Source organism: Modestobacter marinus (genome assembly GCF_011758655.1).
Lineage (GTDB): Bacteria > Actinomycetota > Actinomycetes > Mycobacteriales > Geodermatophilaceae > Modestobacter > Modestobacter marinus.
This window is the reverse complement of sequence record NZ_JAAMPA010000002.1, coordinates 701,655-722,564: the sequence shown is the minus strand read 5'-3', so window position 1 is coordinate 722,564 and position 20,910 is coordinate 701,655. Positions and strand designations below refer to the sequence as shown.

The following is a 20,910-nucleotide window of genomic DNA, read 5'->3' as shown; positions in this document are numbered from 1 at the left end:
CATGTCAGCACGGGTGAGCGCGGCGGCGGTGTACGCGCGGATCAGCAGTGACACCGAGGGTCGGGCGCTGGGGGTGACCCGACAGTTGGAGGACTGTCGGCGGCTGGCCGAGAGTCTGGGTTGGTCGGTGGCTCAGGAGTACGTCGACAACGATCTGTCGGCGTACTCGGGTAAGCGCCGCCCGGCATACGAGCAGCTGCTGGCCGACGTAGCAGACGGGCTGCGGGACGCGGTGATCTGCTATCACGTGGACCGGCTGACCCGCCGACCGGTGGAGTTGGAGCAGTTCGTGGCCACCGTGGACGCCGCCGGCGTGCGGCAGGTCCGGTTCGTGTCCGGGGACATGGACCTGGGCACCGGGGACGGCTTGCTGATCGGAAGGATCATGGCGGCGGTGGCAGCGAACGAGTCAGCGGCGAAGAGCCGGCGAGTGCTCCGGAAGTTGGAGCAGATCGCTGCCGAAGGCCGCCCGCACGGCGGCAATCGGCGGCCGTTCGGCTACGAAGACGACCGGGTGACGGTTCGGCCGAAGGAGGCCGAGGTGATCCGGCAGCTGGTGGCCCGCTACCTGGCCGGGGAGAGCTCGCGGTCCCTGTGCAGCTGGCTGGAGGCCAACGGGGTGAGGACCACGACCGGGGTGGAGTGGCACAGCCCTTCCCTGCGGGGTGTGCTGAAGTCGGGCCGGATCGCTGGGCTGCGGGAGCACCGGGGCGAGGTGGTCGGCCCGGCGGTGTGGGACGCGATCATCAGCCCGGCCGACCGGGACCGGGTGCTGGCTCGAATGGCGGAGGCGGCGGTGACCGGCCGCCGGTCACCGCGTCGGTATTTGCTGTCGGGCTTACTGCGCTGCGGGCGGTGCGGAGGGAAGTTGTTCTCCTCCCCGCGAGGCGACACGCGCCGCTACGTGTGCGTGTCCGGCCCGGATCACGGCGGCGGGTGCGGACGATTGACCGTCGTGGCTGAACCGGTCGAGCAGCTGCTGGTCGAAGCGGTCTTGCAGCGCCTCGACAGCCCCCACCTGGCCCAGACTCTCACCGGTCGGAGCGGTGACGTGGTGGCGCTCGAGCTCAGCGACGGCCTGGCCGCCGACCAGGAGCAGCTGGACGAGTTGGCGGTGATGTTCGGCAAGCAGGAGATCAGCGCCCGCGAATGGCGAGCGGCCAGGGAACCGATCGAGCGGCGCATGACCGACCGGCAGCGGCAGCTGTCGGCGGCAACGAGCACCGACGCGCTGGCCGGTCTGCCCGGCAACAGCGGTCCACTCCGCGAGCAATGGCCTGAACTCAACCTCACGCGGCAGGCGGCCATCGTCTCAGCGGTTCTCGACCACGCCGTCATCGCTCCCGGTCAGCCGGGCAGCCGTTCCCTGGACCCGACCCGTGTTCGGCCGATCTGGCGCCTGTGACCTGCCCCGCGATCGACTTGGGACCGTACTTCGTGTGGTGTCAGAGGCTGCCGTGGGCGAGGACAGCAGTGCGGCCACCTTCGCCAGCACGTGCGGGTCGGTGACTAGCACCGGAACGCCCTGCTCGGCGCACGATGCGCTCAGCCAGGCCGCGACGGCCTCGCGACTCAACTCCATGCGAGCTTCACCGCAGTAGGCCTGCTATCCCGGCTGGACTCGGCAGCTGGCGAGGTCGGTCCGATCGCCGCCGACGGGGCCGGTTGGTCGGTCGACGCTGCGGCGGCGGCTCGGGTGAGCCGCGTGTTCTCCATGGCGGCGCGGTTGGCCGCTCGCACGTCCCGCACCGTGAGCCCCCACTGCCGCGAGGACGACCAGGTGCGATACCGCGCAGGCGCGCTGCCTCGGGTGACCTCTCCGGTGCGGGTGTTCACCACGTCGACCGCCCAGGGAGCGTCTCCGCGCTGATCGGTGGCTTTCGTGGCGTACTTCGCCGCGTAGCGGGCGTGCTGCTGAGGCGACAGGGGCGTCAGGTCTACCTGACAGCCGAACCCAGCAGCTAGCGCGATCCGCTGGACCTGGTCGCGTCGCAGCGGCTCGGCAGACCACACCAGGACGTGCAGGTGCAGCGCGCCGCGCTTCTGGACCTCAACCACCCGGAAATACTCGAACCGGCTCACCCGCGAGAGGCCCAACCGCAAGCGGTTCCACGACTGACCGGCAGCCGCGTTCCACTCCGCCAAGTCCCCGACCCGGCAGCCACAGGGACCACCGCCACCAGGCCGACCAGGGACCCACCGGGCGTGCGCGCGTTCACCCGGCGCGGTCAACGTCAGGAAGCTGCCGTGGCCACGGTGCGCCGTCGCGGTACGGGACTCCGCTATCCGGACGAGCAGCCGTCGGTATCGGTCGGAGCAGGGCACGCATCGGGAAGCCCGGTGTGCCCGGCAAGCCCAGACGAGACGACGGTCGCAGACGCGACACACGACGAGCAGGGGCGAAGTGCAGTCCAACCCATCGACGCCGCCTGCAGGCAGGTAGCCCACCACGCGCAGGCCTCGGACGCCCGGCGGGCAGACGCACCCCGGCTTCTCTTCCGATGGTTGGACATGACGGCGCGCCGGCTCAGCGGGCGCAGACACGGACGCGGCCGGAAGCGTCGGTCAGGGAGACGGGGCGGCCACAGCAGACAGCGCGGGCACGCGTGGAACGAGCGAACATGAGGCTTCCAGGGAGACGACGGGACGCGACAGATGTGCGTTGTCGCCCGCCGGTCGGCCGCCGGTCGGGGACGCATCTGTGATGTCGTCTCGCGGGCCGATCCCCTGTAAGTGGCTTGTCCCGGGCGGGGTTTGCCTCGATGGACCCCGGGGTGCAGTCGACATAGTGACACGAGCCCTGGCGCGAGCGGAAGCAGCCGCAGGCCAGACGCGTGTTGAGTTAGTGCAGGAGGAGGGTCAAGAGGCGACCCCTTCGGGGTCGCCGCCCAGAACGCCCGCTCGGGGCGGGGTCGGCCACAGGCCGCGACTCGGGCGCTGCGCACCCTCCAGCCGCGACCTGCGGCCGTCCCCCCGTCCGTCGAGGGCGCCACAGGTGCCGACGCAGCGCACGGGCGCCCTCCGGGCGACCCTTCGGGCAGACCCGTGCACCACGACGACCCCCGCGGCAAATGCACTCACTACCGGGGGGCCGGGGGGGTGGACGCCAGGACAGCTCAATGTTGGTTGCTTCATTGGGCAAGCGCCCCGGACTGCGACCGCCGGCGGCGCATCCGTCTAGGTTGTAGCGATGGAAATGGGTGAGCAGGATCAGAACGTCGGACAGCATGGCGAGCCGCCCACAACGGAACACTCAACAAGTTATCGCCCGTTTCCATCTTTCTCCGAATGGGATGCGGGCGAATTCGAAGACTCCGTATTCGCGCGCAATGAAGCATTGTTGCAGCAGCGGCGGGAGGTGGCGGGCGAGGCAGCTCTCACCGCCGCAGTGGTCACCGCCACGAGGTCGGCGGCCGTGGATACAGGAGCCATCGAGGGCCTGTATCAGGTAGATCGAGGATTTACGCGAACCGTGGCCACTCAGGCGGCAGCTTGGGAAGCTACGGTCGCTTCTCGCGGGGAGCACGTAGTTCGCGCAATCGATGACGCACTGAGGGCCTACGAGTTTGTGCTAGACGCGGCCACCGAAAGTGCGCCAGTGAGCGAGGTGTGGATTCGACAGCTCCATGCCACCATTTGCGCCAGCCAGGAGACGTATACCGTCTATACGCCTGTAGGGCCGCAGCAACGCCCTCTCCCCAAGGGTACGTACAAGACGATGCCTAACAATCCCTCGAACGCGAGCACGGGGCGCATCCATCACTACGCGCCCGTCTCAGATGTGGGAGCTGAAATGGCACGACTTGTGGATGAGTTGCGGTCAGACGCCTTCCAGCAAGCACACCCGGTGACTCAAGCCGCCTATGCCCACTACGCCTACGTGTGCATACACCCGTTCGCAGACGGCAACGGGCGGGTCGCTCGTGCGCTATCTTCGGCCTTCCTGTACCGACGCCCCGGTGTTCCGCTAGTGGTCTTCGCAGATCAGCGCGACCAGTATCTTGATGCACTAGAGGCGGCTGACGCAGGGAATTCCCGACTGTTCATCAATTTTATTGAGTCGTGCGTGGTGGACACCGTGGGAGTTGTCTGCGCGAGCGTTCACCCAGATGTTCAGTCAGCCGCACTGAGCCTGGCAGCCATGGAACGCTTTTATGCGTCCACAACCTCAGAAGCCGAGTTCGACACAGCAGCAGTGCGGCTGGCGAAACTTTTGCACGACGAGCTTCAAGCGCAGGTGGAGGCCCTTCCGCGTTCCGAAATGATCACCGTCCGCGTTCAACGGCTCTCGTCAATGCCGAAGAATCCAACCTCTTATAGGCAGGCTGCGCGTCAGGCGAATACGCACTTGGTCTTGTCCAGTGCTCCGCCAGCGAGAGCCCAACTCTTTCTCGGTCTGGCTGTCTTTGTTAGGAATACGCCTGAGGCATCTTCTGACTTCGCTATCGCTTCCGATGTGAACGACGAGGTGCTGGAGGTCGCTCTTAGGGAGATTGTCCCTGCGGTGTCGGCCACCCTGCGCCTGAAAGTAGCCGGATGGGTGGACGGGCAGGTCGCGGGTGGCATGGCTCAGCTACTCGCTGCGGCCGAGGTCTCTTGGAAAGCTAGTCGTGGGTAGCGGCTGAGCCCACCCAAGGTGAGCTTGGCGCCGCGCGAACCTCGGTGATCTCCAAGGTGGTCGGTGCTGGTGTCACCTAGCGGACGAGTCGGCCGCTCTCCGCCGCCCCAGGGCACGGGCAGACCGTCAGGGGTGGTCCTGGGTATGGCTGAGGTTGGTGCAGTCGGTGGCTCCGCCGCAGGCGTGGGCGGTGACGTGGTCGAGGTCGGTCCAGCCGACGCGTTGGCCGCAGTTGGGGAACCGGCAGCGTTGGTCGCGGGTGAGGACGAAGGCGCGTTGGCGGTCGGTCGGGGTGTAGGCGTCGGTCGGTGGCGGCGGTCCGAGCACTGCGCACTCGCAGCTGGATGGGTCTGTGTGGGTCGGGCAGCTGCGGCGGGCCAGGCGGGCGAGTTCGGTGGGGGTGAGCGTGGCCAGCAGCTGCCCGTTCGGGCCGGTGAGGGCGTAGGTCAGGGTGCCGCCCTCGGGGGTGGTGAGGCCGAGGGCGCCGACCCGGGCGAGGAGTTCGCGCAGGTGGGCGGCGGTGATCGGCAGGCCGTTGACCTCACCCGGTGTGCTGCTGGTCCCGGTGAGGGCGTGCAGGTCGGCGGTGATGGTGAGGTGGGCGGCCACCGCGGGCAGGCCGGTGTCGGCGGGGCGGCGGATCAGCGCCGAGAGCACGTGCGCCCGCAGCGCCCCGATCGGGCGGGGGTCGCCGTCGGCTTTGAGCATCCGGGCGAGTTGGTCGAGCAGGTCGTGGCATTCGGCGGCCTCGTCGGTGGGCAGGTCCGCGGCCAACGTGGACCGGCCGTCGATCCCTGAGGGGTAGAGGCGTACGTCGGCGGACTTCGCGGCTTCGGCCTGGCGTTCCTCACTGGCGGCGGCGTCCAGGCGGAGCAGTTCTTCGGTGGCGCGTTTCTCCAGCCGCGCGACCGACAGGTCCCGCGCCTGGTCCAACAATGCGGCCTCCACCTGGCCGGCGAGCTGGGCGTGGGTGTGCTCCAGGACATCGGCCAGTACCTGGGCGCGGCGTTCGTCCAGTTCCCCGGTGGCCAGGGCGGCGAAGGTGGCCGGTAGCTTCCTCGACCAGGTCAGCGCCCGTCGCAGCCGGACCGCCGCCGTCCCCCGACCGAGGTTGAGGACGGTGGCGAGTTCGGCGAGGAAGAACTCACTGATCTCCTCACCACCGGGTTCATTGGCCCACCCGGGCCGTCGGGCTCCGGGGCCGTCGGGGTCCAGGGCGGCGGGCCGGTGGCCGGCCAGCTCCAGGATCAGCTCGGCCTCCTCGGCGGCGGCCATCGCCCGCCGCCGCTGCACGCCCCGCAACCGGGTGGCCAGCCGCTCGTCGGCGGGCACTGCACCGTTGTGGCGGTGCCAGTCACCGGTGAAGACGATGTCGATCAGACCCCGCCACGGGCCTGAGGGGATCGCCGTCGTCGTCACGCATCGAACATACGTTCGAGGTCTGACAGTTTTAGCGGAGTCGGCTCGCCTCTCGTCGCGAGGTCGTGACTCACTCCGGTTCAGCGGGCGCTGCCCACCCGGGCTCGGCCGGCTCAGCTCGGCCCGGCTCAGCCCGCCTGGGTTCGCAGGCTCGGCTCGGCTCGGCTCGGCTCGGCTCGGCTCGGCTCGGCTCGGCTCGGCTCGGCCCGGCTTGGCTTGGCCCGGCCCGGCTCAGCCCGCCTGGGTTCGCAGGCTCGGCCCAGCTTGGCCCGGCTCGGCCAGGCCCGGCTCGGCCGGGCTTTGCCGGCTTGGCTTGGCTCAGCCCGGCTTTGCCAGCCCAGCCCGGCCCCGGCTCTACCGGCTCGGCCGGGCCCGGCTCTGCTCGGCAGACCCGGTTCGGCCGGGCTTCGCCGGCTCCGCCTTGCCGGCTCTGCTCGGCCGGCTTCGCTCGCCCTCGCGAGGCTCTGTTCGCCCCCGGCGCACGACGCGAGAGCGGCGACGGCCGGGAGGCGTCCTGCGTCAGTCCCGGCGGCCGGCGTCCACCAGGCGCATCACCAGCACGCCCTCCTCGTCGGAGGCGTCGAGGTCGACCTCGGCGTCGAAGCCCCAGTCGTGGTCGCCGGCCGGGTCGTCGAGGATCTGCCGCACCCGCCACAGCCGCGGCTCGGTCTTGTCCACGATCAGCAGGGCGGGGCCGCGGGCGTCGGCGCCGGTGCCCACCTCGGCGTGCTCGGCGAAGTAGGCCTGCACGACCTCGCCCCACCGGTCGGCGTCCCAGCCGGCGGTGGAGTCGAGCTCGCCCAGGTCGTACCAGCGGCGGCGGGCGATGAGGTCGACCCGGCGGAAGAGCGCGTTGCGGATCATCGCGGTGAACGCCCGCTCGTTGCCGGTCAGCGGGCGCGGGCGGGCCGGCACGCTCACCGGCGCGTCCAGCGGCTGGTCGGCGCTGGTCAGCTGCTCCCACTCGTCCAGCAGCGACGAGTCGACCTGGCGCACCAGCTCACCGAGCCACTCGACGAGGTCGGTGACCTCCTCGGTGCGGGCGTCGGCGGGCACCCCGGACCGCAGCGCCTTGAAGGCGTCGGAGAGGTAGCGGAGCACCGCGCCCTCGGAGCGGGTCAGGCCGTAGTGGTTGACCAGCTCGCGGAAGGTCATCGCCTGCTCCCACATGTCCCGGACGACGGACTTGGGGGAGAGCTGCGCGTCCGCGGCCCAGGGGTTGCCGGCGGAGTAGACCTCGAAGGCGTGGTCGAGCAGCTCCTCGAGCGGCTTGGGGTAGGTGATCTCCTCCAGCAGCTCCATCCGCTCCTCGTACTCGATGCCCTCGGCCTTCATCTGCGCCACGGCCTCTCCCTTGGCCTTGTTCAGCTGCGCGGAGATGATCTGGCGGGGGTCATCCAGCGTCGCCTCGATGACCGAGACGACGTCCAGGGCGTAGGTGTCGTTGCCCTCGGCGTCCGGGCCGGGGGAGAGCAGGTCGATCGCGGCGAGCGCGAACGTGGACAGCGGCTGGTTGAGCTGGAAGTCCGGTGGCAGGTCCAGGGTCAGCCGGTAGCGCCGGCCGTCCGGCTCGGGCACCTCGAGTCGCTCGATCACGCCGGCGGTGACCAGCGAGCGGGCGATCCCGATGACCTCGCGGACGTGCCGCAGCTGCCGGGAGCGCGGCTCGTGGTTGTCGGTGAGCAGGTGCCGCATCGCCGCCACCGGGTCACCCGGCCGGGCCAGCACGTTGAGCACCATCCCGGTCGAGACCCGGAAGTGGCTGGTCAGCGGCTCGGGGTCGGCGTTGATCAGCCGTTGCTGGGTCGACTCGCTCCACGGCACCATGCCCTCGGGCACCTTGCGGCGCACCAGCTTGCGGCGCTTCTTCGGGTCGTCGGCGACCTTGGCGAACTGCTTGAGGTTCTCCACCTCGTGCTCCGGCGCCTGGACGACGACGGTGCCGGCGGTGTCGTAGCCGGCCCGCCCCGCCCGCCCGGCGATCTGGTGGAACTCACGGGCGTTGAGCAGTCGCATCCGGGTGCCGTCGTACTTGCTGAGCGCGGAGAACACCACGGTGCGGATCGGCACGTTGATCCCCACGCCCAGGGTGTCCGTGCCGCAGATGACCTTGAGCAGCCCGGCCTGGGCCAGCTGCTCCACCAGCCGCCGGTACTTGGGCAGCATGCCGGCGTGGTGGACGCCGATGCCGTGCCGCACCAGCCGGGACAGCGTCGTCCCGAAGGCGGAGGAGAACCGGAACCCGCCGATCATGTCGGCGATCGCCTGCTTCTCCTCCTTCGTGGACACGTTGACGCTCATCAGCGCCTGGGCCCGCTCCAGCGCGGAGGCCTGGGTGAAGTGGACGACGTAGACCGGTGCCTGCCGGGTGTCGAGCAGCTCCTGGATCGTCTCGTGCATCGGCGTCGTCGCGTAGTAGTGGTGCAGCGGCACCGGGCGCTCGGCGTGCGCGACCAGCGCGGTGGGCCGGCCGGTGCGGCGGGTGAGGTCCTCGCGCAGGGCGGTGACGTCGCCGAGGGTGGCGCTCATCAGCAGGAACTGCGCCTTGGGCAGCTCGATGATCGGCACCTGCCAGGCCCAGCCGCGGTCGGGGTCGCCGTAGAAGTGGAACTCGTCCATCACGACCAGGCCGATGTCGGCGTCCGGCCCCTCGCGCAGCGCGATGTTGGCCAGCACCTCGGCGGTGCAGGCGATGATCGGGGCGTCGGCGTTGACGCTCGCGTCACCGGTCAGCATCCCGACGTTCTCCGCGCCGAAGACGCCGCACAGGGCGAAGAACTTCTCGCTCACCAGCGCCTTGATCGGCGCGGTGTAGAAGCTGACCCGGTCGGAGGCGAGCGCGGCGTACTGGGCGCCGGTGGCCACCAGTGACTTGCCCGACCCGGTCGGGGTGGCCAGGACGACGTTGGCGCCGCTGACCAGCTCGATCAGCGCCTCCTCCTGCGCCGGGTACAGCGTGGTGCCGGAGGCCTCGGCCCACTGGGCGAACCGGGCGAAGACGGCGTCCGGGTCGTCGCCCAGGGCGAACAGCTCCGAGAGGTCGCCGGGGTCGGCGATCAGCGCCGGCGCGTCCGGCGAGGGCAGTGCGGCGGCGGGGGAGTCGGCCGGGGTCGAGTCGGTGCCGGCAGGAGAGAGCGTCATCGTGGGGAACAGCGTGCCCGACGCCCCGGACGTTCCCGCACGGACGCCGTCGGCCGACGCCTCCGTGCGATCCAGGTCACGGTCCGGTCACGAAAGCTCCAGCTCGGACTGGAACCGGACGATCCTGGTCACTGGGTGAACAACAGGTGAACGGAAGGTGGAGCGGACATGCGTGAGAGTCGTTGCCCGGAGTGTCGTTGGGTGACCGTCGTGGACGGCGCGGGGCGTCGCCACCTGGAGATGCGGTGGGACCACGCCGGTAGCGCCGTCGTCGCGTTCCCCAGTTCGGGGACCGGGCTGACCAGCCGGGCCGCCTGACGTCCGCGGGGGTCCGGTTCGCCGCTGCGCCGCAGGGGTAGGCGCGAGCACGTCGCGACACCGGGCCGGTGGTGAGTCCTCACACGGGCTGCGCGAGCAGAGCGCTGGGGTGTCGCCGTCGACGACCCTGCAGGAGGAACCACCGTGTCATCGCCCCGCCCCGAGTCCCAGCCCGAGCAGCAGCAGACCCCGCCCGGCACGCTCGGCCAGATGGACCCGAAGCCCGACCACGGCGAGGAGAGCTACCGGGGCTCCGGGAAGCTCACCGGGAAGCGCGCCGTCATCACCGGTGGCGACAGCGGCATCGGTCGCGCTGTCGCCATCGCCTTCGCGCGCGAGGGCGCCGACGTCCTGATCGCCTACCTCGACGAGCACGAGGACGCCCAGGAGACCGCCCGGTACGTCGAGGACGCCGGACGGACGTGCGTCCTGGTGGCGGGGGACCTCGCCGACCGGGCGCACGCCAAGACGATCGTGCCCAAGGCCGTCGAGGAACTGGGCGGGATCGACGTGCTGGTCAACAACGCGGCCTTCCAGATGAGCCACGAGTCGCTGGACGAGATCACCGACGACGAGTGGGACCACACCGTCGCGCTGAACCTGACCGCGATGTTCACCCTGATCCGCGACGCCGTGCCGCACATGCAGCCGGGCGCGTCGATCATCAACTCCTCGTCGGTGAACTCGGACAACCCGAGCCCCACCCTGGCGCCGTACGCGATGACCAAGGCCGGCATCGCCAACTTCACCGCCAGCATGGCGCAGCTGCTGGGGGAGAAGGGGATCCGCGCCAACAGCGTGGCGCCCGGCCCGGTGTGGACGCCGCTGATCCCCTCGACGATGCCGCCGGAGAAGGTCGCCGCGTTCGGGGGTGACACGCCCCTGGGTCGTGCCGCGCAGCCGGCCGAGCTGGCGCCGGTCTACGTGCTGCTTGCCAGCGACGAGTCCAGCTACGTCTCCGGGGCCCGGATCGCCGTGACCGGGGGCCGGCCGATCCTCTAGTCGGACCGCTACCGGACGGCGTCGGCGAGGGTGCGGACGTCGTCCGGTCGGACCCGGCAGCAGCCACCGACCAGCCGCGCGCCGGCGGTCAGCCACCCCGACACGTCGCCGACGCCGGGCCGCCCGGTCCACCGGCGGCCGGCCGCGTCCCACGTCTCGCCGCTGTTCGAGTAGGCCACTCCGGGCTTGCCGCTGGCCCCGGCGGCGGCCACCGCGGCGGGCACGCCCGCGGGATCGGTGCAGTTCACCCCGACCGCGATCACCGCGTCGACGTCCCGCGCCATCGCGCAGACCTCGGCCAGCCGCTCGCCGCGGCGGGTGCGCACGACGCCGTCCCGGTCGGTCGTCGAGGTCAGGGACAGCCAGGCGGGCACGCCGAGCTCGGCCAGCTCGGCGAGCAACGCCTCCACCTCCGCGGCCGCGGGCAGCGTCTCGCAGGCCAGCACGTCGGCCCCGGCCTCGGCGAGCACGGCCAGCCGTGGCCGGTGGAACGCGCGCAGCTCAGCCACGGAGAGGTTCTCCACGTAGTCGCCGGTGTACTCCGAGCCGTCGGCGAGGAGGGCCCCGTAGGGGCCCACCGAGGCGGCCACCCAGCCGTCCCGGCCGGCCAGCGCCAGGCCGTCGCGGGCCAGGGCCACCGACCGCGCCATCAGCGTGCGGGCCTGTGCCCCGTCGATGCCCGCGGCGGCGAAGCCGGGGAAGGACGCCTGGTAACTGGCGGTGGTGGCGACCTGGGCGCCGGCTGCGGCGAAGGCGGCGTGCGCGGCGGTGACGGCCGCCGGGTCGTCGCGCAGCAGCCGGGCCGACCACAGCGACGAGCTGACGTCGTGCCCGCGGGACTCGAGCTCGGTGGACAGGCCGCCGTCGAGGACGACGGTCCCGGTGTGCAGCGCATCCGCGAGGGTGGTCACCGTGCGAAGGTCCTCCGGGTCAGTTCGGGGTGCGCCGCCGCCGGTCGGCCGCCACGAAGGCGACGGCCAGGGCCAGCGGGGCGGCCGCGGCGATGCCCGTCACGGCCAGCACGTCGGCGAGGCCGGCGGTCGACCAGGCGGAGGAGGAGACCAGCGCCCAGCCCAGGCCGCACAGCGGGACGGTGACCAGCCCGGTGCCCAGGGCCAGCCGGATGCGGGCGGCCCGCCCGTCGTCCCGGGCGACGAACCCGGCGAGGACGGCGGGCACGACGACCACCGCGCAGCGCGCCAGGTGGTCGCCGGGGCCCTCGCTGCCGGCGAAGGAGGCGAGCGACACGGTGGCGGCCAGCGAGACCACGGCGGTTCCGCCCAGCAGCACCCACCAGGTCTGGACGGCGGCGGCCGAGCGCAGCGTGGCCGCCGGGCGCACCAGCCGGCCGGCGGCCCACACGCACAGCGCGGCGCTGAGCAGCAGGAAGGTGACCAGTGACTGCGGGACGTCGGCGACCGCGCCGCCGGCCCGGGTGGGCAGCTGCCACGGCTGCCGGCCCAGCAGGGCGAGGACGACGGTCAGCACGGCCCCGGCCGCGACCAGGACCGCCGGGTGCAGCGAGCGGGGGGTGGTCTCGGCGGCGACCCGGGCGTCCAGGGCCTCGGCGCGGCGCAGCAGGTCGGCCATCACCGCGTTCTCGGTCCGCGTCCCCGCCGGCTCGGCCCCTGCCACTCCGGCGGCGGTCGTCCGGGTGCCGGTCGTCCGGGTGTCGGTCGGCTCGGCGTCGAGCGGCCGGGATCGGGTCGGGTCGGACCCGGTCGGCAGGTCCGCCACGGAGTTGCCGGTCACCAGGTGCAGCCGGGGGGAGGCGTCCTGAGTCACCCGCCCAGCGTCACACCCTGTGACGGACCCGGCCAGGTGAACTGGCGGGCTTCAGTCGACCGGGCGACAGTCGGGCCGCGCGTCGCCGGTGCGGGTGCTCGCGGGGCTCACCCGTTCACCCGACCGGGGCGCTGGTCGTGCTCCGCGGTGCTGACCCGCCGGCCGCCACCGGCACCGGCTCTGCCGGACAGCAGCAGGTCCGGTGAGGTGATCAGTCGCTGCCCGGCACCGCGAAGGCGGACAACCGCGCCGTGCCGGGGCCGACGGCGGAGAACGGCGTGTGCAGGTCGAGGACGGCCACGCCGCCGGTCGGGAAGCCGTGCTGGCAGCCCCGCCGGGCCTCGTCGTCCCCCTGCCCGTCGTCGAGGAGTGCGACGAGCACGCTGACCGAGGGGTTGTGGCCGATGATCGCCAGCAGGCCCACGTCCTCCGGGACCTCCCGCACCACCGACAGCAACGCCTCCGCGGTGTTGTCGGCGACCAGCGGGTGCAGGACGGGCGACACCCCGCCGGCCTGCTCCCAGGTCTGCACCGTCCGGAGTGCGGGGGAGACCAGCGCCCGGTCCGGTGCCAGGTCGCGGTCGGCCAGCCAGGCGCCGATCGCCACGGCCCGGCGGGCCCCGGAGGCGGTCAGGGGGCGGTCGGCGTCGACGGCGGCGGACCCCGCCTCGGCGTGACGGACGAGCACGAGGCGGCGGGTCGGCACCGCCCGAGTCTGGCACCGCCGCAGCAACTCGGTCGTGGCCTCGTACGCCGTCCGGGAGACTGTCCGACATGGCCGGGGACGACGCGTTCGGTGACCTGCCGGTGAGTGACCGCCTGGTCGTCCCGGCCGGGTCAATGTCGTGGCGGTTCTCCCGGTCCTCCGGGCCAGGCGGGCAGGGGGTGAACACCGCCGACTCCCGGGTGGAGCTAGCGGTCTCGCCGCTGCAGCTCCCCGGCCTCACCGAGACCCAGCGCCGGCGGCTGGTCGAGCGGCTCGGCGACCGGCTGGTCGACGGCGTGCTGACCATCGCCGCCAGCGAGCACCGGCAGCAGCTGCGCAACCGGGAGGCCGCCCGGGCGAGGATGGCCGCGGTGCTGCGCGGGGCGATCGCGCCACCGCCGGCAGCCCGGCGGAAGACGAAGCCCACCCGCGGCTCCCAGGAACGCCGGATCACGGCCAAGAAGCAGCGGGGAGAGACCAAGCGCCTGCGCGGCCGGTGGGACTGAGCCGGGCGCCGGCCCGGCCGAGAGGGTAGGACCAGCGCATGCGCATCGACCGGATCGACCACCTCGTGCTCACGGTGGCCGACCTCGACCGGACCGTCGCCTTCTACACGCAGGTGCTCGGGATGACCGTGGAGACCTTCGGTGAGGGGCGGACCGCGCTGCGGTTCGGCCGGCAGAAGGTCAACCTGCACGTGCGCGGAGCCGAGTTCGAACCCCGGGCAGCGCACGCGGGCACCGGCACCGCCGACTTCTGCCTGGTCACCGAGGACCCGCTGGACCAGGTGCAGGCCGAGCTCGCGGCGCACGGGGTGCCCGTCGAGGTCGGGCCGGTGACCAAGCAGGGGGCGCTGGGGGAGATGCGCAGCGTCTACGTCCGCGACCCGGACGCCAACCTGGTGGAGATCTCCCGCTACTGAGCGGCCGACCTGGGACAGCGGCGTGCCGGGGGTTAGGGAGCGCGGACAGCTGCGTGCGGCCCTCCCGCATCCGCCGCTCCAGCGCAGCCGCCGGCCTAAGGGCCCGGCGATCCCGGCACCGATCGCCGCGGTCAGGAGGGGCAGGCGCCCACTCCAGTCCTCGCGCACCAGCCCGGACGGCGGGGCCGGGTGGCGCTCAGCGGCGTCGGGCCACCCGGGTGCCGACGAGGACGCCCATCAGCGTCCAGAAGGAGCCGACGCCGACCCCGGCGAGCACGACCCAGAAGGGCACCCGCATCTCGTCGGTCGCCACCTGCACCAGTCGCTGCTCGGTCTCCTGCTCCATGGCCGAGAGCCTGGCCGAGTCCCGGCCCGGCCGCCAGCCCCGCCGGCCCGCGGCGGTGCGGCTGTCCGACGCCGACGTCACTGGGTGACCAGGCCGGCTCCGGCCCACCCGGCCGGCAGGGCTGAGGCCGCCGGCTCCGGCCCACCCGGCCGGCACGGCTGAGGCCGCCGGACATCGCCGCCGGGTGGTCAGGCAGCCTCGGAGCCGCCGACCACGTGCTCGACCGGCAGCCCGAAGGACCGCTCCACCCGGCTCGGCAGATCGGCGCGCAGCCAGCGCGAGGCCCCGCGGCGCAGGGTGGACACGACGATCTCGTCGGCGGAGAACCGTCGCAGTGCCAGGCGGACCGCCTGCACCGGGTCGCGGTCGCCCACCTCGCCGTCCGCGGCCGCCCCGAGTCCGCGGATCTCCGCCAGGGCGCTGGTCAGCCGCTGGGCGGCCACGGCGCGGGCCCGGTCGGCCGGTTCACCCTCGCCGCCGGGCTCCCGCTCCTGCTCGGCGACCGGCGTGGCGGGCACGACGACGTAGAACTCGTGCTCCCGCGCAGCCATCCGCTGCTGCAGCGCGTCCAGCAGGCGAGGTCCACCGAGAGTCTGGTTGGCCAGCACCAGGCACCGTCGCATCGTCTCCCCGCCCGCCTGTCGATCGGAACCGCGTCCCCCGACGGTAGGTGGTCAGCCGTTCCGGAGGCCAGCACCTCCAGGACGGCGCACCTGCAGGACGGCGCACCACCAGGGCGGCGCACCAGCAGGACGGCGCACCACCAGGACGGCGCACCACCAGGACGGCGCACCAGCTGGGCGGCGCATCAGCAGGACGGCGCACCAGCAGGACGGCGCACCGAGTGGCAGCCCAGCGGGCCGACGAGGCCGGGGAGACCCCGCTGAGCCGTCACTCGCTGCGTGTCCGGCCGCGACGGGGGAGCGGTGCACGGTCCCCGGCGCTCCTGTGTGAGACCGACGGAACGCGACCTTGACCTGAGCGCCGCCACCGGGAAACCGGGCCCCCGCAGGCTCGCAGATGTGTCCGCAGTCGTCTCGTTGCCCACCCCCGGCCGGGGTCCGGGCGGGGGCACGCGCACCACCGCCACCCACTGCCCGTACTGCTCGCTGCAGTGCGGCGTCACGATGACCGCCGGCGACCGCCCGGCCACCCTGGTGCCCGCAGACTTCCCGACCAACCGCGGCGGGCTGTGCTCCAAGGGCTGGTCGGCTCCCGAGCTGCTCGACCACCCCGAGCGGCTCACCCGCCCGCTGGTCCGCGCCGACCCCACCGACCGCACCAGCCCGCTGGTGGAGAGCAGCTGGGAGGTCGCCCTCGACCGGGTGGTCGCCGCCATCCGGGCCACCCAGCGCGACCACGGTCTTGACGCGGTCGGCTGCTTCGGCGGTGGCGGGCTGACCAACGAGCAGGCCTACCAGTTCGGCAAGTTCGCCCGGGTGGCGCTGCGCACCAGCGCCATCGACTACAACGGCCGGTTCTGCATGTCCTCGGCGGCCGGTGCGGCGATCCGGGCGTTCGGGCTGGACCGCGGCCTGCCCTTCCCGCTGGCCGACATCGCCGAGGCCGACGTCGTCGTCCTGGTCGGCAGCAACCCCGCCGACACGATGCCCCCGGCGATGCAGTGGTTCGACGCCGGCCGGGCGCGCGGCGCCGAGCACATCGTGATCGACCCGCGCCGCACCAGCACCGCCCGCAACGCCACGCTGCACCTGCAGCCGCTGCCGGCCACCGACCTGGCCCTGGCCAACGGGCTGCTGCACATCGCGATCGCCGAGGGGCTGGTCGACGAGGCCTACGTGGCCGCGCGCACCACCGGCTTCGACGCCGTCCGGGCCGGGGTCGCCGGGTACTGGCCGGACCGGGTGGAGCGGCTCACCGGGGTGCCGGTCGAGCAGCAGCGCCGCACCGTCTTCGCCCTCGCCCGGGGACGGCGGTCGATCGTCCTCACCGCCCGGGGCGCCGAGCAGCACCGCAGCGGCGTCGACACCACCCAGGCCTGGATCAACCTGGCCCTGGCGCTCGGCCTCCCCGGCCGCGAGGGCAGCGGCTGGGGCACCGTGACCGGGCAGGGCAACGGGCAGGGCGGGCGGGAGCACGGGCAGAAGGCCGACCAGCTGCCCGGCTACCGGAAGATCACCGACCCGGCGGCGCGCGCGCACGTCGCCGCCGTCTGGGGCGTCGACCCCGACGATCTACCCGGCCCCGGCCGCAGCGCCTTCGAGCTGCTCGACGCGCTCGGCACCGAGGGCGGGGTGCGCACCCTGCTGGTGATGGCCTCCAACGTCGCCGTCTCCGCGCCGGACGCCCGGCGGGTGATCAGCCGGCTGCGCGACCTGGACTTCCTCGCCGTCAGCGACTTCTTCCTCTCCGAGACCGCCGAGCTCGCCGACGTGGTGCTGCCCAGCGCCATGTGGGCGGAGGAGGAGGGGACGATGACCAACCTGGAGGGCCGGGTGCTCCGCCGCCGCCGGGCGATGGACCCACCCGCCGGCGTCCGCGACGACCTGCAGCTGCTCGCCGAGCTGGCCGGCCGGCTGGGGGTGGCGGGCTTCAGCGGGGACGCCGAGACCGTCTTCACCGAGCTCGGCCGGGCCAGCGCCGGTGGGCCGGCCGACTACTCCGGCATCACCTACCGGCGGATCGACGAGGAGCAGGGCCTGTTCTGGCCCGTCCCGGCCGCCGAGCACCCCGGCACCCCGCGGCTGTTCACCGAGCGGTTCGCCACCCCCGACGGGCGGGCCCGGTTCTGGCGGGTGGAGCAGGTCGACGCCCACGAGCGCCCCGACGCCGAGTACCCCTACGTGCTCACCACGGGCCGGGTGCTCGCCCAGTACCAGTCGGGCACCCAGACCCGCCGCTCCCGCAGCCTGCAACTGGTCGCGCCCACCCCGCGCGCGGAGCTGCACCCCGACCTGGCCCGCACCCTCGGCATCGGCCAGCACGACGTCGTTGAGCTCGCCACCCGGCGCGGCCGGGCCCGCTTCCACGCACTGATCACCGACGCGATCCGCCCGGACGTCGTCTTCGCGCCGTTCCACTGGGGCGGCGGCTCCAGCGCCAACGCGCTCACCGACCCGGCGCTGGACCCCACCAGCCGGATGCCGGCCTTCAAGGTCTGCGCGGTCGCCGTCTCCCGGGTCGGCGAGCCCGAGGAGCGGCTCCCGCCGCCGGAACCGGCCACCCAGCCCCAGCCCGGCCCGCACACCCGACCGACGGCCCACACCCCGCACGCCCCGTCACGGAGGAGGACCACCAGCGTGAAGAGCACCCCGCGCTTCCTGAACGGCGTCTACCCGATCACCGGCGAGGGGCTGGGCAAGCCCGGCCCGCTGGACCCCGCCCTGCGCTACCAGGTCCCCGAGGGCAAGAGCGCACAGGCGCTCTACTTCCGTGGCGGCAACTCCACCGACGAGCTCGTCTACGTGCTGCTGGTGCGCGACGGCCAGCCGATGCGCTGGTTCCCGATCGGCGCCAAGGGCGACTGCCACGTGCCGCTGCGGGTGGTCGAGGACCTCGACGGCGGCACCGTGGTCGAGCTGCACGCGGCCGCACCGGTGGGCGTCACCGGCGACCTGGTGCTCGACCTGGGCCTGGTGGAGGTCTGATGACGGCCGTCCTGGGTGGGCGCCCGGCCGGCGTGAGCACGCTGCACTTCGCCATGGACGACGCCGACGGCGTGGACACCCGGCAGCGGCTGGTCGTCGTCGGCAACGGCATGGCCGGGGCGCGGGTGGTCGAGGAGGTGCTCGAGCGCGGCGGCGGCGAGCAGTTCGCGATCACCGTGTTCGGCGAGGAGCCGCACGGCAACTACAACCGGATCATGCTCAGCCACGTCCTGGCCGGGGAGGAGCACGAGGACGACATCGTGCTCAACAGCCACGACTGGTACGCCGACCAGGGCGTGACGCTGCGGGCCGGCGTGCGGGTCGACCGGATCGACACCCACGCCAAGATCGTCTACGCCGCCGACGGGACGACGACCGGCTACGACCAGCTCGTCCTGGCCACCGGCAGCCGCTCGTTCATCCCACCGATGACCGGCCTGTACACCGCCGACGAGCAGCTGCTGCCCGGTGTCTTCGGGTTCCGCACCATCGACGACACCCGGGCGATGCTCGCGGCTGCGGCCGAACACGAGCGGGCCATCGTCGTCGGCGGCGGGCTGCTCGGCCTGGAGGCCGCCCGCGCGCTGCAGGGGCACGGGCTGCAGGTGGAGGTCGTGCACGCCGGCACCCACCTGATGAACCAGCAGCTCTCAGCAGAGGCGGGGGCGATCCTGGAGCACAGCGTCGAGGCCCTCGGCATCACCGTCCACCTGGCCACCCGCACCACCGAGGCGATCGGCCCGGACCGGGTGCGCGGCGTGGTGCTGGCCGACGGGCGGGCGATCGACGCCGACATGCTGGTCATCGCCGCGGGCATCCGGCCGGTCACCGAGGTCGCGCTGCTCAGCGGCCTGGAGGTCGAGCGGGGCGTCGTCGTCGACGACCAGCTGCGCACCGACGACCCCGACGTCTACGCGGTGGGGGAGTGCGCCCAGCACCGCGGCGAGCTCTACGGGCTGGTCGCCCCGGTCTGGGAGCAGGCCCGGGTGCTCGCCGACCTGCTCACCGGCACCGACCCGGACGCCGAGTACCACGGCTCGCGGACGGCGACGAAGCTCAAGGTCGCCGGCGTCGACGTCGCCACGATGGGCATCAACCGGCCCGAGCGGGACACCGACGAGTTCCTGGTCATCTCCGAGCCGCGCCGCGGGGTGCACCTGTCGGTCGTCGTCCGGGACGACAAGCTCATCGGCGCGACCCTGCTCGGCGACACCCGCAAGGTCGCCTTCCTGACCCAGGCCTTCGACCGGGGCACCCCGCTGCCCGCCGAGCGGATCCGCCTGCTCGTCGACCTCTCCGACGGGGCGGCGGAGGTGGGCGTCGCGGAGCTGCCCGGCGACTCGCAGGTCTGCAACTGCAACGGCGTCACGAAGCAGGCGCTGGTCGACACCGTCAAGGCCGGCACCACCAGCGTCGGCGGCTGCATGGACGCCACCCGCGCCGGCAAGGGCTGCGGCTCCTGCAAGCTGCTGGTGAAGCAGGTCGTCGAGTGGGCCGCCGACGGCGACGTGACCGAGGACGCCTCGGCGAGCTGGTACGTGCCCGGCATCCCGCTGGCCAAGCCGGAGCTGATCGCCGCCATCCGCGACCAGCAGCTGCGGAGCGTCTCCGCCGTCTTCACCGCCCTGGCCCCGGGCGGGGAGGAGGACGCCAAGTCGAAGATGGGGCTCACCTCGCTGCTGCGGTTGGTGTGGGGCGCGGAGTACGAGCAGGAGAACGACGCCAAGTTCATCAACGACCGGGTGCACGGCAACATCCAGCGCGACGGCACGTTCTCCGTCGTCCCGCAGATGAAGGGCGGGGTGACCACGGCGGCCCAGCTGCGGACGATCGCCGACGTCGCCGAGAAGTACGAGGTGCCGATGATCAAGGTCACCGGCGGCCAGCGGATCGACCTGCTCGGCGTCCGCAAGGAGGACCTGCCGGCCATGTGGGCCGACCTGGGCATGCCCTCGGGTTACGCGTACGGCAAGAGCATGCGCACCGTGAAGACCTGCGTGGGCACCGACTTCTGCCGGTTCGGGCTCGGCGACTCCACCCAGCTCGGCATCGACCTGGAGACCCGGTTCCAGGGCATCGAGAGCCCGGCGAAGATCAAGATGGCCGTGGTCGGCTGCCCGCGGAACTGTGCCGAGGCCTACGTCAAGGACGTCGGCGTCGTCGCGGTCGGCAACGGCCGGTGGGAGGTGTACGTCGGCGGGGCGGCCGGGGCCAGCGTGCGCAAGGGCGACCTGCTGGCCACCGTCGACTCGCCCGCGGCGGTGATGCAGCTGACCGGCCGGTTCGTCCAGTACTACCGGGAGAACGCCAGCTGGCTGGAGCGCACCTACGACTTCGTGCCGCGGGTCGGGCTGGACCAGGTGAAGGCGGTGGTGCTGGACGGCAGCGCGGAGGTCCTCGCCGACCTCGACGCCGGCATCCAGCGCTCGATCGACGCCTACACCGACCCGTGGGGCCAGGACGGCACCCAGCCGGCCACCCCGGGCCAGTTCCGCACCGCGCTGCCGCTGGTCGACCTGCCGAAGGTGCCGGTCCGATGAGCGTCACCCACTCCGACACCCCCGCGGCGCCGACCACCGCACCGCCGAAGGCCGGGACGCCGGCCACCGAGGTCACCGACGGGCCCGCGGCCGGCGGAGCGGGCGTGCCGCACGTCGTCGGCCGGGTGGACGACGTGCCGCCGGGGGAGGGCCGGGCGTTCGTCGCCGGCGGCGTCCAGGTCGCGGTCTTCCGGCTGCGCGACGGCTCGCTGCACGCCACCCAGGCGGCCTGCCCGCACTCCGGTGGCCCGCTGGCCGACGGGCAGACCGACGCAGCCGTGCTGGTCTGCCCGCTGCACCTGTACGCCTTCCGCTGGTCCGACGGCACCTGCACCGGCGCCGCGCCGCCGGTCCGGCTCTTCCCGGTCCACGACGAGGACGGCGCCCTCGTCGTCACCGTCTGAGCCGGCCTGACCGAGGTCTCCCAGGCGCACGTCCACCCCCGCTCACGCCCAGGAGACCTGGATGGAGCTGTCGGTCGACATCAGGGCGATCCCGCCACACC

16 protein-coding genes are annotated in these 20,910 nt (G+C 72.8%); 8 read left to right on the top strand and 8 right to left on the bottom strand.

All coding sequences use genetic code 11. The features are described from left to right. Window position 1 precedes the first annotated feature (1 nt). On the top strand, window positions 2-1,405 hold the full coding sequence (locus FB380_RS19360) for a recombinase family protein (protein ID WP_166756921.1): 1,404 nt from the start codon (window positions 2-4) through the stop codon (window positions 1,403-1,405). 167 nt (window positions 1,406-1,572) lie between these two features. Here FB380_RS19360 and FB380_RS19355 read toward each other — a convergent pair whose 3' ends face one another. Then, entirely contained in the window at window positions 1,573-2,325 is a 753-nt protein-coding gene (locus FB380_RS19355; RefSeq protein WP_424991935.1) for a rolling circle replication-associated protein, read from the bottom strand. An 865-nt stretch (window positions 2,326-3,190) separates the two neighbouring features. On the opposite strand from FB380_RS19355, the gene FB380_RS19350 reads away from it, so the two are divergent. Beyond that, window positions 3,191-4,618, top strand: a complete 1,428-nt coding sequence (locus tag FB380_RS19350) for a Fic family protein (protein WP_166756919.1) — start codon at window positions 3,191-3,193, stop codon at window positions 4,616-4,618. Window positions 4,619-4,744: 126 nt separating this feature from the next. On the opposite strand, the gene FB380_RS19345 is transcribed toward FB380_RS19350, so the two are convergent. Together FB380_RS19345 and FB380_RS19340 are read right to left on the bottom strand one after the other, a co-directional pair. Then, the gene (locus tag FB380_RS19345) at window positions 4,745-6,037 is read right to left on the bottom strand and encodes an HNH endonuclease signature motif containing protein (protein ID WP_229682155.1); all 1,293 of its coding nucleotides are present in this window, start codon (window positions 6,035-6,037) and stop codon (window positions 4,745-4,747) included. A 519-nt stretch (window positions 6,038-6,556) separates the two neighbouring features. Beyond that, complete coding sequence (locus FB380_RS19340) at window positions 6,557-9,178, bottom strand: DEAD/DEAH box helicase (RefSeq protein WP_208383700.1); 2,622 nt, start codon at window positions 9,176-9,178, stop codon at window positions 6,557-6,559. Window positions 9,179-9,640: 462 nt separating this feature from the next. Between FB380_RS19340 and FB380_RS19335 the strand changes: the two genes are divergently transcribed. After that, window positions 9,641-10,498 carry an SDR family oxidoreductase gene (locus FB380_RS19335; protein WP_229682154.1) on the top strand — a complete coding sequence of 286 codons (858 nt, stop codon included), beginning with the start codon at window positions 9,641-9,643 and terminating at the stop codon, window positions 10,496-10,498. An 8-nt stretch (window positions 10,499-10,506) separates the two neighbouring features. Here the strand turns inward: FB380_RS19335 and mmuM are convergent, their stop codons facing one another. The 3 genes from mmuM to FB380_RS19320 form a co-directional block, all read right to left on the bottom strand. Further along, window positions 10,507-11,409 (bottom strand): homocysteine S-methyltransferase, encoded by a 903-nt coding sequence (gene mmuM, locus FB380_RS19330; RefSeq protein ID WP_166756918.1) that lies wholly within the window; start codon window positions 11,407-11,409, stop codon window positions 10,507-10,509. A gap of 19 nt (window positions 11,410-11,428) precedes the next feature. Then, window positions 11,429-12,283: a hypothetical protein gene (locus FB380_RS19325; RefSeq protein WP_166756917.1), complete on the bottom strand. Its 855-nt coding sequence runs from the start codon at window positions 12,281-12,283 to the stop codon at window positions 11,429-11,431. Window positions 12,284-12,494: 211 nt separating this feature from the next. Further along, a complete protein-coding gene (locus FB380_RS19320; protein WP_166756916.1) occupies window positions 12,495-12,989 on the bottom strand; it encodes a SixA phosphatase family protein in 495 nt (164 codons plus the stop codon). A gap of 68 nt (window positions 12,990-13,057) precedes the next feature. On the opposite strand from FB380_RS19320, the gene arfB reads away from it, so the two are divergent. Continuing rightward, window positions 13,058-13,495, top strand: a complete 438-nt coding sequence (arfB, locus tag FB380_RS19315; RefSeq protein WP_166756915.1) for an alternative ribosome rescue aminoacyl-tRNA hydrolase ArfB — start codon at window positions 13,058-13,060, stop codon at window positions 13,493-13,495. 38 nt (window positions 13,496-13,533) lie between these two features. After that, the gene (locus FB380_RS19310; protein ID WP_166756914.1) at window positions 13,534-13,911 is read left to right on the top strand and encodes a VOC family protein; all 378 of its coding nucleotides are present in this window, start codon (window positions 13,534-13,536) and stop codon (window positions 13,909-13,911) included. A gap of 196 nt (window positions 13,912-14,107) precedes the next feature. Here the strand turns inward: FB380_RS19310 and FB380_RS19305 are convergent, their stop codons facing one another. Both FB380_RS19305 and FB380_RS19300 read right to left on the bottom strand, forming a co-directional pair. Beyond that, window positions 14,108-14,257: a hypothetical protein gene (locus FB380_RS19305; protein WP_166756913.1), complete on the bottom strand. Its 150-nt coding sequence runs from the start codon at window positions 14,255-14,257 to the stop codon at window positions 14,108-14,110. A 188-nt stretch (window positions 14,258-14,445) separates the two neighbouring features. After that, entirely contained in the window at window positions 14,446-14,880 is a 435-nt protein-coding gene (locus FB380_RS19300; protein WP_166756912.1) for a phospholipase D-like domain-containing protein, read from the bottom strand. Window positions 14,881-15,279: 399 nt separating this feature from the next. Between FB380_RS19300 and FB380_RS19295 the strand changes: the two genes are divergently transcribed. The 3 genes from FB380_RS19295 to FB380_RS19285 are packed head-to-tail and all read left to right on the top strand — an operon-like array spanning window position 15,280 to window position 20,809. Then, window positions 15,280-17,865 (top strand): molybdopterin oxidoreductase family protein, encoded by a 2,586-nt coding sequence (locus tag FB380_RS19295; protein ID WP_229682153.1) that lies wholly within the window; start codon window positions 15,280-15,282, stop codon window positions 17,863-17,865. Next, on the top strand, window positions 17,865-20,405 hold the full coding sequence (nirB, locus tag FB380_RS19290; protein ID WP_166756911.1) for a nitrite reductase large subunit NirB: 2,541 nt from the start codon (window positions 17,865-17,867) through the stop codon (window positions 20,403-20,405). The genes FB380_RS19295 and nirB overlap by 1 nt, the downstream gene beginning before the upstream one ends. Next, window positions 20,402-20,809, top strand: coding sequence for a Rieske (2Fe-2S) protein (locus FB380_RS19285; RefSeq protein WP_166756910.1), 408 nt, complete (start codon window positions 20,402-20,404; stop codon window positions 20,807-20,809). The genes nirB and FB380_RS19285 overlap by 4 nt, the downstream gene beginning before the upstream one ends. Window positions 20,810-20,910 lie beyond the last annotated feature (101 nt).